At 57.5% G+C, this 13,203-nt stretch carries 13 protein-coding genes; 5 read left to right on the forward strand and 8 right to left on the reverse strand.

What is annotated here, in order from left to right:
* Positions 1–26: 26 nt before the first annotated feature.
* From CCGE525_RS31915 to CCGE525_RS31945, 7 genes are all read right to left on the reverse strand, one after another.
* Positions 27–2,123, reverse strand: a complete 2,097-nt coding sequence (locus CCGE525_RS31915; RefSeq protein WP_120708187.1) for a bifunctional sugar-binding transcriptional regulator/dihydroxyacetone kinase subunit DhaK — start codon at positions 2,121–2,123, stop codon at positions 27–29.
* A 155-nt stretch (positions 2,124–2,278) separates the two neighbouring features.
* Complete coding sequence (gene dhaL / locus CCGE525_RS31920) at positions 2,279–2,929, reverse strand: dihydroxyacetone kinase subunit DhaL (RefSeq protein WP_120708188.1); 651 nt, start codon at positions 2,927–2,929, stop codon at positions 2,279–2,281.
* Positions 2,930–2,946: 17 nt separating this feature from the next.
* Positions 2,947–3,939 (reverse strand): dihydroxyacetone kinase subunit DhaK, encoded by a 993-nt coding sequence (locus CCGE525_RS31925; protein WP_120708189.1) that lies wholly within the window; start codon positions 3,937–3,939, stop codon positions 2,947–2,949.
* A gap of 22 nt (positions 3,940–3,961) precedes the next feature.
* Positions 3,962–4,732 carry an SDR family oxidoreductase gene (locus CCGE525_RS31930; protein WP_120708190.1) on the reverse strand — a complete coding sequence of 257 codons (771 nt, stop codon included), beginning with the start codon at positions 4,730–4,732 and terminating at the stop codon, positions 3,962–3,964.
* 57 nt (positions 4,733–4,789) lie between these two features.
* The gene (locus CCGE525_RS31935) at positions 4,790–5,776 is read right to left on the reverse strand and encodes a substrate-binding domain-containing protein (RefSeq protein WP_120708191.1); all 987 of its coding nucleotides are present in this window, start codon (positions 5,774–5,776) and stop codon (positions 4,790–4,792) included.
* 92 nt (positions 5,777–5,868) lie between these two features.
* On the reverse strand, positions 5,869–6,951 hold the full coding sequence (locus CCGE525_RS31940) for an ABC transporter permease (RefSeq protein WP_245472225.1): 1,083 nt from the start codon (positions 6,949–6,951) through the stop codon (positions 5,869–5,871).
* Positions 6,920–8,398 carry a sugar ABC transporter ATP-binding protein gene (locus CCGE525_RS31945; protein WP_120708193.1) on the reverse strand — a complete coding sequence of 493 codons (1,479 nt, stop codon included), beginning with the start codon at positions 8,396–8,398 and terminating at the stop codon, positions 6,920–6,922. Before CCGE525_RS31945 ends, CCGE525_RS31940 begins: the two co-directional genes overlap by 32 nt.
* Before the next feature lie 748 nt (positions 8,399–9,146).
* On the opposite strand from CCGE525_RS31945, the gene CCGE525_RS31950 reads away from it, so the two are divergent.
* Complete coding sequence (locus CCGE525_RS31950; protein ID WP_120708743.1) at positions 9,147–9,953, forward strand: mechanosensitive ion channel family protein; 807 nt, start codon at positions 9,147–9,149, stop codon at positions 9,951–9,953.
* 142 nt (positions 9,954–10,095) lie between these two features.
* Here the strand turns inward: CCGE525_RS31950 and CCGE525_RS31955 are convergent, their stop codons facing one another.
* Positions 10,096–10,425, reverse strand: coding sequence for a hypothetical protein (locus CCGE525_RS31955; RefSeq protein ID WP_120708194.1), 330 nt, complete (start codon positions 10,423–10,425; stop codon positions 10,096–10,098).
* 122 nt (positions 10,426–10,547) lie between these two features.
* Here CCGE525_RS31955 and CCGE525_RS31960 point away from each other — a divergent pair, with 122 nt between their 5' ends.
* The 4 genes from CCGE525_RS31960 (at position 10,548) to CCGE525_RS31975 (ending at position 13,092) form a co-directional block, all read left to right on the forward strand.
* The gene (locus tag CCGE525_RS31960; protein ID WP_120708195.1) at positions 10,548–11,072 is read left to right on the forward strand and encodes a hypothetical protein; all 525 of its coding nucleotides are present in this window, start codon (positions 10,548–10,550) and stop codon (positions 11,070–11,072) included.
* 281 nt (positions 11,073–11,353) lie between these two features.
* A complete protein-coding gene (locus CCGE525_RS31965) occupies positions 11,354–11,518 on the forward strand; it encodes a DUF1328 domain-containing protein (RefSeq protein WP_120708196.1) in 165 nt (54 codons plus the stop codon).
* 536 nt (positions 11,519–12,054) lie between these two features.
* Positions 12,055–12,273, forward strand: coding sequence for a hypothetical protein (locus CCGE525_RS31970; RefSeq protein WP_120708197.1), 219 nt, complete (start codon positions 12,055–12,057; stop codon positions 12,271–12,273).
* 177 nt (positions 12,274–12,450) lie between these two features.
* A complete protein-coding gene (locus CCGE525_RS31975) occupies positions 12,451–13,092 on the forward strand; it encodes a transglutaminase-like cysteine peptidase (RefSeq protein ID WP_120708198.1) in 642 nt (213 codons plus the stop codon).
* The last annotated feature ends 111 nt before the right edge of the window (positions 13,093–13,203 follow it).

The following is a 13,203-nucleotide window of genomic DNA, read 5'->3' on the forward strand; positions in this document are numbered from 1 at the left end:
GTCAGCCGGGCGCATCTCTCGCATTTTCAGTTCGTGATCCGCAGGAAAGCGGTGTCGCACGGATGATGCAGCAATTCCGCCAGTTCCTGGTCAAGATGCAGGATCGTGATCGATGCGCCGACCATGTCGAGCGACGTACAATAATGCCCCACCCAATTCGCCTCTATCCCAATACCTTTCGCACTCAGCCGCTGTTCGACACGTCTGAAAAGAATATAGAGTTCCATCAGAGGCGTCCCGCCAAAGGAATTGACGAGCACTGCGACGCGATCGCCCGCCACCGCCTTCATCTCGGCAAATATCCGATCCATGACGATGTCGACCACCGCGTCGGCGGTCATCATCTTTTCGCGCATCACGCCGGGTTCACCGTGTATGCCCATACCGATTTCGATATCATCGGGACCCATCTCGAAATTATGGCGACGGGTCTGCGGGAGCGAGCTTGGTTCCAAGGCGACGCCCATCGTAAATGTCCGCGCATTCGCTTTGCGTGTTACGGCCTCGCAAGCGTCGAGCGACATGCCACGGTCGCAGGCAGCACCGGCGATCTTGAAAATGAAGAAATTGCCGGCGACCCCGCGGCGGCCATCTCTGTCCTCCACGGGCGACGAGGAGATGTCGTCCGTCGTGACGACCGTGCGGACCTCGATATTGTCCTCAGCGGCCATTTCAGCCGCCATTTCGAAATTCATGACGTCACCGGCATAGTTGCCGTAGACAAAGAGCACGCCGTTACCGCCGGACGCCGCCTTGGCACATTGAAGGATCGGGCCAGGCGGAGGCGACGAGAAGATATTCCCCACGGCGACGGCATCCGCGAGACCCTTGCCGACATAACCGAGAAATGCGGGCTCATGTCCCGTGCCGCCGCCGATCACCAGGCCGACCTTTCCAGGTCGCGGGCCTGCACGAGCGACAAGCGCGCGGTGGGCGCTGTCAATCGACTTGATATAGGCCGCATGTGCCTTCACCACGCCATCGAGCATTTCCTCGACGACATCGTCCGGATTGTTCAGGAATTTCTTGATGTGGGTGCGGACTGCGCTCGCGAGCGGCACGATGTCGGTCTTTGGGCGCTGGGCAAGCTTCTGATCAACTTCGGTAACGCCGTCGGCGTTGAGGATGCCGCGACCGGTTGCAGCATCGGTGACGAGGACATTGACGTAGCCGCCGCGAAGCGCGGCAAGAATTGCCGGAACCTTGTCGAATCCGCCGGCAACTGCAATCCGCAAACCGATCCCCTTCAGCATATCGAGCGATATCCCGATCGTCCGCCCATCAAGCGGCCCAGCGACCGGGTGACCCTTCCCATCGATGAAACGCCCGGCGACGACGCCTGCGGCATCTTTCGCCAAATATTGCTGCAGAGACACCGACTCGAAAAATCCGCTGGTGTGGATGGTCGAATTCGGCCGCATCGAAGCAATGCCGAATATCACCTTGTTGGCTTGCGAGAGTGCGGAAAATTGGCTTTCGATCAGGGGCTCACGCAGCAGGACATCACGGACCTCCGGAGCGGAAACAATGGCGGGGGCGGCGATGTTGATCAGCTTCGCATTGACGGCGCCGGCAAAAGCTGCCGCGCAAAGCTCCGGCGTGTAGCTGAATGTCGCGCTGGTGCCGCCCGTTGCCTGAACCACCGTCATATCCTGCAGGCCCGTGATCGAGGCATGCTCACCGACCGCCATGACCGTGCGACCCCAGACGACCGCCAGCGTGTCGCCGGATTTCAGAATTCTCTGCAGCGCCTGCGCGCCTGCAACACCCAAACGATCGATGAGCGGACGACTGTTGTCGTCGCTCGGCACCACAAGACAGTCCTGCAATCCGAAATGCCGCTTCAATTCCTGGGCGATCGTCAGGGAACTCAGCCGGGAGGGCTCGATGGAAATATTGACGATGCCGCGTGCGCGCGCATCAGCGAGGTAGCTGTTGACCGTCGCCCGGGAGATCCCCATCGTCTCGGCGATATCGCCCTGCGTCATGCCATCTTCGTAATAGAGCCAGCATGCCCAGACATAGGGATCATCGCCGAAACGCAGCGGAATAGGCTCGACCGCTTCGGCGGTGCCGCTTCGCGCAGTGCCATTCTTTCGTGCCGATGATGTCTTGGCGGTCATGCTGCCTGGTATCCCCTTATCCACGATCGACCGCGAAGATGAGCGTAAAGGCTGCAGTTTTCAACGTATGTCTGAGCAAGATGGTTTCCGGCCGCCGAAGCGGCCGGAAAGGTGATGCTCGGGAGGATCATGGGCTCTCACCAAAGCCCATAATGTCATGCGGCAGGCGAGAGCCTGGCCTCGATGCCAAGCGCGAGCGATTTGAGAATCAGTGCGCAGGACGTGGCGCCGGCATCAAGGACGCCGAGCGAACGCTCGCCCAGCCGGCTGGCCCGGCCGATCTTGGCGACCAGATCGCGGGTGCTGTCGCGCCCCGCCTCCGCGGCCACCACCAAAGCCTTCAGCGAATCCGAAAACGACTTCCCGTCGCGACTGGCGGCATCGAACGCCGTTATGGCGGGTACGAGGGTATCGAGAAGGGTCTTGTCGCCAACCTTTGCCGAACCGATGGCCTGGATACCGTCGAGACCGCTATGCAGCATCGCGCTGAAGGTTGCAGCATCGATAGCCGGAACTTTTTCGATGGTTTCGGCGAACTGGGTGAACATGACACCGTAGAGCGGTCCCATGGAGCCACCGATTTCGGTCATCAGGACGGTGCCTAATGTATCGAGGGCAACGGCCAGCGACATGTCATTGCCTTTGATCCTCTCCGCGGCCATGCCGAAACCCTTGGCCATATTGACCCCATGATCGCCGTCGCCGATCTTGCCGTCGATTTCGCTAAGATAGGCACGGTTCTCGATGATCTGCTCTGCCAGCGAAAGAACGATGTCCCCCGAGGAGACATTCTGAAATTGCTGCATCTCGTCTCTTTCCTCCATCAAGGCATAGCCGGGCAGTGAACATCGACATCCAGCAACCGCTTCAGCTCTTCGTCGAGCGCCATCACGGTGAGCGTGGCTCCGACCATTTCAAGCGATGTGAAATAGTTGCCGATATAGGTCTTGGAGATCTTCAGGCCGCGGCCAGTGATCTCGGATTCGATGGTGTCATGGAGAATGTAGAGTTCGTTGAGAGGTGTGGCGCCGAGACCGGACACGATGACAGCCACCTCTGTTCCGGCGGTAAGATTATGATCGCCGAGAACGATCTTCGTCATATCGCGCGCAACTTCGCTTGCCGATTTCAGCGGCTCGACCCTGACGCCCGGTTCGCCATGGTGGCCGATGCCGACCTCCATTGTTCCAGGCTCGATCGAGAAGTTGGGATGGCCGACGGCCGGCAGGGTGCAGGGGCCGAGGCCGACGCCGATGGAGCGGCAATTATCGATCGCCCGTTGTGCGATCGCCTGCACCTCCTCGAGGCTTGCCCCCTCCCCGGCCTTCGCGCCGGCACATTTCCACATGAATATCTCACCGGCAACGCCGCGGCGCTTCTCGCGCTCATCCGGTCCCGCCGAGCACACGTCGTCATTGGCGACGACCGTCGCGATGGTAATGCCTTCCTTCTCGGCAAGCTTGGTCGCCATCTTTACGTTCATGTTGTCGCCGGCATAGTTGCCATAGAGGCAGACGACGCCCCTGCCGCCATTTGCTTCCCGCGCCGCGTCGAGGAAACTCTTGGCGGTCGGCGACGAAAAGAGCTCGCCGACGGCAACCGCATCGAGCATGTTGCGTCCGGTATAGCCGATGAAGGCAGGCTCATGGCCGGAACCTCCACCTGTGATCACCCCGACCTTGCCGCTCACCGGCGCATGACGGGCGGCGATAACACGGGGATTGCTGCCGAGCCGGACGATATCCGCATGCGCCTTGACGAAGCCCTTGACCGTATCCTCGACGACCTCGTCCGGATTGTTGATGAACCGCTGCATTGTTGCTCCTATTTTCCGCTCGTCAGACAATGGTGTAGCCGCCATCGACCAGGAGGTCCGCGCCATTGATCATGTCGGCGCCGTTCGAGGCCAGAAACACCGCTGCGGCCGCTATCTCTTCCGGGAAGGCGAAGCGGCCGGTTGGAATGCGCTGCTTCAGCGCTTCGCCGCGTGGACCGTCCCAGGCCTTCCTGCCGAGGTCGGTCAGGACGACGGTCGGAGAAATCGTATTGACGGTAATGCCGTATTTTCCCCATTCGGCAGCAAGTGTCTTGGAAAGGCCGATGACACCGAATTTCGATGCGCAGTAGGCGGCATGCTGGTCGATGGCGACGGTGCCTGCCTGCGAAGCCATGTTGATGATTTTCCCGCCTTTGCCGGCTTTAATTAGCCTGCGTCCGGCAGCCTGGGAAACCAGAAAGGTTCCCTTGAGGTTGATGGCAATGGTCTTGTCCCAGGCGTCGAGGCTAAGATCCTCGGCGGGAGCCAGCATGACCACGCCAGCGCTATTGACAACGATGTCGATGTGACCGAAAGCGGCCTCCGCCGAAGCGATCACCCTCTCCACCGATTGCGGATCGGATACATCGCAAACGAAAGATTTCGCGCCGTTACCGAGCTCATCAGCCTTGGACTTCGCGACCGATTCATTGATATCGATCACCCCGACGGCAGCACCCTTGGCAGCGAACGCCGATGCGATGGCATTGCCGATACCGGAGGCGCCGCCCGTGACCAGAGCGACCTTGCCGCCCAGCGAAAAATTCAGATCAATCTGTTTTGAATCAGTCATGACTTTCTCTCGACCTGTAAGGATTGGGGGTGGGCATCAGCCCACCCCGCGGATGGATCATTTGCGTGTCGCAAGAAGCTGATCGACGTTCTGCGCCGTAACCGGGGTCCACGGCACATTGTAGTTCTTGTCCTTGCCGTCGTGCCACGGCATGTCCTTGTAAGTCGTCCAGATGTCCGACTCCGGCTTGTAGTTGCCATGCTTCGCCTGGTAGATCGCCAGGTCAAGTGCGCCCTGCGCCTGGGCCCGGGCATCCTGCAGGATCGATGTCATTTCGCCGGCCTTGACTGCGCGCAAAGCGTCGGTGACACCATCGATACCGGCAATGGCAAAGCTCTTGACGTCAAGCCCAGCCGACTTGATCGCCTCGATCGCACCTAGAGCCATTTCGTCGTTCTGACCGATCACTCCGTTGATCTGGTTCGGGTGGGCGGTCAACCAGTTTTCCATCAGCGTCTGGGCTTCCGCACGCGACCAGTTCGCCGTCTGGTCTTCGAGAACCTTGACGTTGGGGCATTCGGCAAGCGCCTTCTTGTTGCCCTGCAGACGCTGGATCTGTGCGGACTGGCCGACAGGACCTTCGAGGATCACCACATTGCCCTTGCAGCCGATCTTGTCGAGTACGGCCTTGGCTTCCATGTAGCCGGAGATCGTGTCGTCGGAACCGACATAAGACGTCAACTGATCGGAATTGACGCGCGTATTGGAGCCGATGACCGGAATGCCGGCATCGACGGCCGATTGCACGGCGGCCGCGCCGGCGTCGACGTCGATCGGCGCGAAGATGATCGCATTGTATTTCTGTGTGGCCATCGTCTTGAACTGATCCTGCTGGACCAGCGCATCATAACGACCGTCGAAAACCGTCAGCTCAACTTCGCCGCTCTTAACCGCCGGATGGTCCTGGAGCGCTGCCGCCCAGATCTGCATGAATTCCGCATTCAAGCCGTAGGGCGCAGCACCAATCTTGATCTTCTCCTGCGCTACGGCCGATGAAGCCAGCAGCGCGGTTGCCGAAGCAAGCGCAATCAAAAGTTTTTTCATTTCATTTCCTCCACCTTGGGTTTAGGCTACCGGCATGGCTTGCCTTTGAGACGGGTCGGCAATACGCCTGCCCCGAATTTCCGTGTCGGAGCTTAGGCTCCGAAATTCCGTTTCTGGTCGAGCATCACGGCACCGACGATCAGCGCGCCTTTCAGCACCTGCTGGTAGTAGGACTGGATGCCCATAAGATCGAGGCCGTTATTCATGACGCCGATGATCAACGCGCCGATCAATGTTCCCGTGACGCGACCGACGCCGCCGGAAAGGCTTGTTCCGCCGATCACCACCGCCGCGATCGCATCCAGCTCATAAGCAACGCCAGCCTGCGGAAGCGCGGAACCCGTGCGAGCGCTGAGCAGCATTCCGGCAATGCCGGCAAGACCGCCGGAGATGACGTAGACGAGGAAGCGGATGCGGGTGGTGTTGATGCCTGAGGTCTTTGCCGCATGCGGATTGCCGCCGACCGCGTAGATATAGCGACCGAACCGGGTCCGATTGAGGATCCACCAAGAAACGGCGAACACGACGGCGAGAATGATCACCGGTGCCGGTATATTGAGGACGTCGCCGGTGCCGATCCAGCGAAAAGCCGGTGTCAGAGCAGGAACGGGGCGGCCCGCGCCATAAATAAGCGTCAGACCGCGCGCTGCAGACAGCATGCCGAGCGTCGCGACGAAGGCCGGCACGGAAAAGCGCGAGACGATGACACCCGATACCGCGCCGCAGGCAATGCCGACCAGCAGGCCGATACCCAGGTCGACGACTACCGGATAAGGCGCGCCAACGATACCGGCCGTCGCGGATGTCGTCGCAAAACTGGCGCTGACGATACCGGCCAGCGCCACGACCGAACCGACGGACAAATCAATGCCGCGCGTCAGGATCACGAAGGTCATGCCAATGGCCAGAACCCCGTTTATCGAGGTCTGCAGCAGGATATTCGATATATTGCCTGCGGTCAGGAAGTACTCGTTCGAAAAGGCGAGAACGCCCGCCAGCAGCAGGAAGGCCAGGAAGATGCCGTATTCCTGAATCAGCAGCCGTCGCTGGTCTGAACCGAACCAACCGCCCGCACTCTTGTTGTCATTTTCGCTAACTGACACCACTGGCTCCTCTGTTGCCGAAGGATTGCTCCGACCCTCGTCAGGTCGATAGGTGGACGAGTGATTGGGCATCCGTCTCCTCCCGGCTATAAATCCCGGCGCTCCTGCCGGCGCGCATCACCATGATGCGGTCGGACATGCCGAGAACTTCGTCGATTTCCGATGAGATCATCACGACGGTTCCGCCTGCTTCGGCGAAGTCGCAGATGATGCGATAGATTTCCCGTTTTGCGCCGACATCGACGCCGCGCGTCGGCTCGTCCAGCAGCAACACCTTCGGATTGCGCAGGAACCACTTGCCGAGCACCACCTTCTGCTGGTTGCCGCCCGAAAGACCGGAGACCGGCATGGTGTCCTGCGCCGCCTTGATCTGGAATTGCTCCCGCATCCGGCGGCTAGCCTCCACCTCGCCCGCCCGGTTCATCGCAAAAGCCGGGCTCAGTTCAGGCAGGCTTGCCATGCAGATGTTTGCCCGCACCGAGTCTGAAAGATTGAGGCCGGTCTGCTTTCGGTCCTCGGTGACGAGCGCCAGCCCGCGCGCCATGGCATCCGCTGGCTTCGCAATGGAAACCCTGGCGCCATCGATCGTGATGCTGCCCGCCGAAGGCTTGTCGAGACCGAAAAGGCAATTGAAAATTTCGGTTCTCCCGGACCCCATGAGGCCATAAATGCCGAAAATCTCCCCCTTCCGGACAGAGAAGGAAATGTCCTCAATCTTGTTCGGGCAGGCGAGCGCAGCGACTTCCAGACCGACCTGCGCTGTCGGCGCATTCGTCTTGACATATTCTTCCGTCAGCTCGCGTCCGACGATCATGCGGATGAGATCGGGCCTGGCGATATCCGCCAGCGCACCGCTGCCGACATAGGCACCGTCGCGGAAGACTGTATAGGAGTCGGCGATCTGGAAGATTTCCGACAGGCGATGCGAAACATAGACTATGCCGCGCCCCTGCGCTTGCAGCCGGCGGATGGCCGCAAACAGATGTTGCGCCTCTCGCTCGCCGATCGCGGAAGTCGGTTCGTCCATGAAGATGACCTCGGCTTCATGGCTGAGCGCCTTGGCGATCTCCACGAGCTGCATCTGCGCAACGGACAAGTTCATCATGTACTGCGTGGCCCGGATATCGAATTCGAGATCATCCAGCAGCTTCTGCGCTGCACGGTTCATGCTGCGAAAATCGATGCCGCCAAAACGGGTTGACGGTTCGCGGCCAAGATAGATGTTCTCCGCAACAGTCATGTGAGGAACAGGGCTGAGTTCCTGCTCGATGATGGCAATGCCGGAAGCCAGCGCGTCGGCGGGGCCGGCAAATTCCACCTCCTTGCCGCGTCGGCGGATGGAACCGGCGTCGCGTTTGTGGATGCCCATCAGAATCTTGAGAAAGGTCGATTTGCCGGCGCCATTGCCACCACACAGCGCGTGAACCGAGCCGGCGCGCAATTGAAAGCGACCGTCGCGCAAAGCGGCAACACCGCCAAAGGACTTCTTCAGCCCTTCCACCTCCAGCAAAAATTCCACCTGCTCTCCTCCGCATTCGCATTCGGCAATCCTGAAGGCGGATGCCGATCGACATCATTCATCTGCGAGTTGATGTCGATTTCTGACATTATTCGATCATGACTCGACAAATGTCAAGTCGAGAGCAATCGCATAAATGCCACTGATGGCCCTGGGCTCGCATCGCGCCGCGTTGAGTCAGCCGGAAGGCAACGGTTTTCGGTATCCGCCAGGCAAGCGAAGGATCAGAGAAAATCGGTTCGGCACGGAAATATCTTGCTGATAGGTTGCCCGGATCACCCTTCGGAATGTTCGTACGACCGAAAGCGCTAATACATATTGGCGACTATTGGGACGCCTTGGCATGTGGCAATTATTAAGCGGAATTCGGGGCGGTGCTGAGTCGAAGAATTTCGTGCAGCTACAAGGCGGACAGATGACTGCTTTGCGGCGGACTGAATGAAGAGAACTCGCCGCTACCGCCAGAAAGCTGCGGGTTCTTTTCATGCCAGCACTGGCCGACAGCCAAAATCTCTTTATCTCCCAGGCAAGAACGAGAGTTTGCCAGTGCTCATCGAAAGGCAGCGCTGTGTTGCAATCTTGACTGATTGAGATGGAGGCTTCCCACTGCGATACCACCGCCTCGATGTCGATCGGGGCCGTTAGGCTTTATCAACGCAAAAACTGCAATATCTTCATTGAAAACGAGTTCAGCGGACTATTTCAGACCAAATCATGTTTGCCACTGTCTGAAAGGATTGCTTTTCCGATGGAACAACCGGCCAACCTCATCCTCGCCGCGCAAACCGCCTTCAGCCAGGCATCGGCGCTGGTTGTACAATACAGCTTCTCCATTGTCGGCGCCGTCATTCTTCTTATTGCCGGCTGGATTCTATCCGGAGTGTTCAGCCGGTGGGCCTATAAAGGCATATCGAAAATACATGGGATAGATGAGACGCTTTCCCGCTTTTTCGAAAGCGTCATGCACTACGGTATCCTCATCTTTGTCTTTGTCGCTGTGCTGGCACAATTCGGCATTCAGACAGCATCGATCATTACCGCTCTCGGCGCTGCCGGCTTGGCAATCGGCCTGGCTTTACAAGGCACGCTCCAAAACATTGCAGCCGGTATTATGCTCCTGGTCCTGAGACCGCTGCGCGTGGGTGAGCATATCGAGACACTCAATGTCCAAGGAACCATCGTCGAAATAGGCTTGTTCGCAACGGAATTGAAGACAGCCGACGGCCTGTACCTGATGGCTCCCAATTCCACCCTCTGGAATACACCGATCACAAATCACAGCCGCCAAGCCAGCCGACGCCAGCAATTGTCGGTCGGCGTCGGCAACGATGTCGATATTGACATCGTGACGCAGACGCTCCTGGAGCTGGTAAGATCGGACGAACGTGTACGGAAGGATCCGCCGCCCCGCGTCTATTCAGAGGATCTTACCGCCGAAAAGACAGTACTGATGATAGAATACTGGGCAAAAACAAGGGAATGGTCAGAGACGCGTCATGACATGATCGATCGTCTGAGACGAGGCATTGCCGCTAAAGGCATCATCCTCAAGTAGGACGAGAAGGTGGCGACGACGCGGAAATCGTCTTCACTCGATCGCAGCAAGCCGGAATGAGACAACCTGCCGCAAAGCTTTTCAGCGCGGCCGCAAGAACTATCGGCGCGCCTCAGCCATGTCCTCCCGGATCGGGTATCCTTCAGGATGATTTGCCGACCGCCTCCGCATATTCGGCGAATGTCCTGGATCTCCCTTGACCAGTGTCCTCATTGGCGAGCAGGAGAACGCGGATAGGGAAAAGCATCGCCTTCTGGTTAGCCTCAGAAAGGCTGCGGGCTTCTCCGTTGACGCCCTGCTGCGCACGTTCCAATGCCTGCTGCATCTCGCCACGGGAAACGATGCCGCTGTCGACAAGAAGGGCATTGATTGAAGCGATCGCGGTGAGAAGACCTTCGAGTTGGAGGTTGGCGGTATTCAAAGTTCGACTCCTTCGTGGATAAGAGGTGGCTGTAAACGGCAGCGTGTTCATGAAGTTCCGGCCGCTGGCTTACGCCTGGCGCAACTGCAATTCGACAGTTGTCGGCGCGTCGCCACGATGATGACCGATTTGCGTGGTGTTCCCTCCTTTTCCGGCAATGGGACTATTTACGCATGGAATGGATAAATCGCTACATCGATCAGCCGCTGCTCGATGGCGCAGCTACTGGGCTTCGAACCTGGCATATCGTTTCCGGACAACCTCCAGAGCGGCTCGAGCCGACCTGGCATGTCGCTGTGCTCTCGCTTCTTTTGATTGCCGCCGAACATTTTCTGCGCGGTTCCGAGCTCATGCTCAGCGCTTCAGCGCTCATCATGCTGGCAGTTCCTTCCGTATGGAAGCTCCTTTTCTCGATGAGAAAGACCGATACATATGGCAGACGAGAATATGCGCTTCTTAGGACATACGCATTCGCAAAACGGGAAGCAGAATGGTCCGTGCGAATGACAGTCTTGTTCCTGTCCGCCAGCCTTCCATTCTTCGCCGGATCAGCGGACACGACGGTCGCGTGTTTTGTGTTCGGAGCAAGCATTTGGTTTGTGCTGACGGCGCCTGTCAAATTCTACCTTCAGGCGGCAGAACCGCCAGAGCCCAATGAAGGCGATAGATCGTTCCGACATGGCTTCGAATTTGGATAGCCTGCAAAATAGTTGCCGTCGGACCTGTTCATAGCCGTCATCCATTTGCACGGCTTGAAAGGTCAATGCGCTAAAGCCACATCGCGATCTTTCAGATCCGCTCCGCGTGCTTTAGCTTCTTAGGTTTCGCATGTCGTTATCGCAAAACCGCTGCGCACTGCGCACTTTTGCGCGACATGCCCTAGCCAAGCTCAAAAGCACAGATATGGCGCGGGCATGACGTCTCGGAACCAATACCGGTGAGCTCCGTTATCTCCCACATGATTCGAAAGGAGACCACGATGCTTTACTACGCTCTGGTGTTTTTTGTTGTGGCGCTGATTGCCGGTGTTCTCGGATTTGGGGGCATCGCGGGCGCCTCTGCTTCGATCGCGCAATTTCTATTCTTCCTTTTCCTGGTTTTGTTTGTCATCTCGCTGGTTATGCAGCTGGTCAGACGGCCATAAAAGCAAGAAAGATGCAGCGTTCGTAACAACAACCCGATTAAGGGGTCGCAGCCTCCGCGATGAGGAAGCTTAAACTTCCGATGACCGCTTCGGGGGAAGATGGTTCATTCCTATAAAAAAGCCCTATCCGGTGATGGATAGGGCAAATGATAGTCCAGCTGTCGGGCGCGGGCACGTCCGACGGTTGATTTAGAACATATTTTTATGACAACTTCTATACGTCATTCGACTGAGATGATTGACGGCAGCACCTCGCGGCGGATTTTCGTAAGTCTATCTGGCTGTCATCGACGTCATCAACCGGTAACGTTGCGGCTTAGAAAGAAACCGCGTGCGGCGCGACATTGATGACTGGTATAATCGACAGACCTGGCACTAGAGGTCGCATCGCCCTATTTGCGGATTGCTCGGATTCGGACCGCAACTTCCCCCTTCCAAGCCGCACGATAACACCTATGTGATACTCACGATGGTCAGGTTGACTCGTAATTTGTCCGACCTAAGCTTCGTTTCTGAACTATTGTTGAGGTGTCGCCATGACTTATTTCGAGGAGACGCGAAGAATAGCATGCGAAAATGACGCCGGGCGCCGCATCGTCATTATCGAACAGTTGAAATGGCCCAAATTTGCATTCTCGGATCGGCCGGCGGGGCCCGTCTTCGACTACATGACCGAAGACGGCCAGATCGCCAACAAGCTGGACGACAACAATTTCCTTTTGCTTCTGACGGACGAAGTCTTCCATCGCGCCTAATTTAGGAAGCGCCAAACCGATTTCGCACGTTGGTAGAGCCTTCGACGATTACCTCTTAGCGGCTTGCCGTTAACCATCTATTAAGATCTATGGCCGCAACGCAGCCGCTCAAATTGACTTTAAACGTCGCAAAACTTAACGATCCGTTAATAACGATCCTTAGGTAAAGGCGGCCTTATGTTTTGCGTTGTCCAGCCAACCAGGGTGCTCTCGGTATGCAAGAGCATTGTCTCGGTTTTGACCTTTGCCATTGCGCTGCTTTCGTACGGCGCGAGTGCATCAGCTGCCTCAAACCCGTTCATGTTGACAGGTTCGCTGACATCGCAGCCGATCGGACATTACGATTTTTGCAAACGGCGCCCAGAGGAGTGCTCGATCCACCCCACCGACTTACGTCCCATCAAGCTTACACAGAAGATTTGGGACGAGATTGTCGAGGTCAATCTCTCGGTAAACAAATGGGTCAAGCCGGTCAGCGATCTAGATCACTATGGCGTGGTACAATATTGGAATTATCCTGACGACGGTATGGGCAATTGCGAGCATTATGCCCTGGAAAAGCGCAGGGAATTGATGGAAAAGGGCATGTCGCTCGCCGATTTACTGATTACGGTGGTACGCCTGCCGGACGGCGAAGGTCATGCGGTCGTCACCGTGCGCACCGACCGCGGCGATTTCATTCTCGACAACCTGACGGACGAAGTAAAGAACTGGACGCAGACGCCCTATCATTTTCTGAAGCGGCAGGCGACCGATGATACCGGCCGTTGGGTGGATATTATCCAAAAGCCAATTGTTGTGGCCAATATAGAGAAATAGCCATCCAAGCGTTCTTGGTGATAAACCTCTTCCGCAGCGACTTCCCTAAGCTCTTGAACATCTTGCTTCGTGGTTCATCCCGGCCTCGCGGTCGCGGCGTGTTCAATCAAT

Origin of the sequence: Rhizobium jaguaris (assembly GCF_003627755.1) — a bacterium.
Classification (GTDB): domain Bacteria; phylum Pseudomonadota; class Alphaproteobacteria; order Rhizobiales; family Rhizobiaceae; genus Rhizobium; species Rhizobium jaguaris.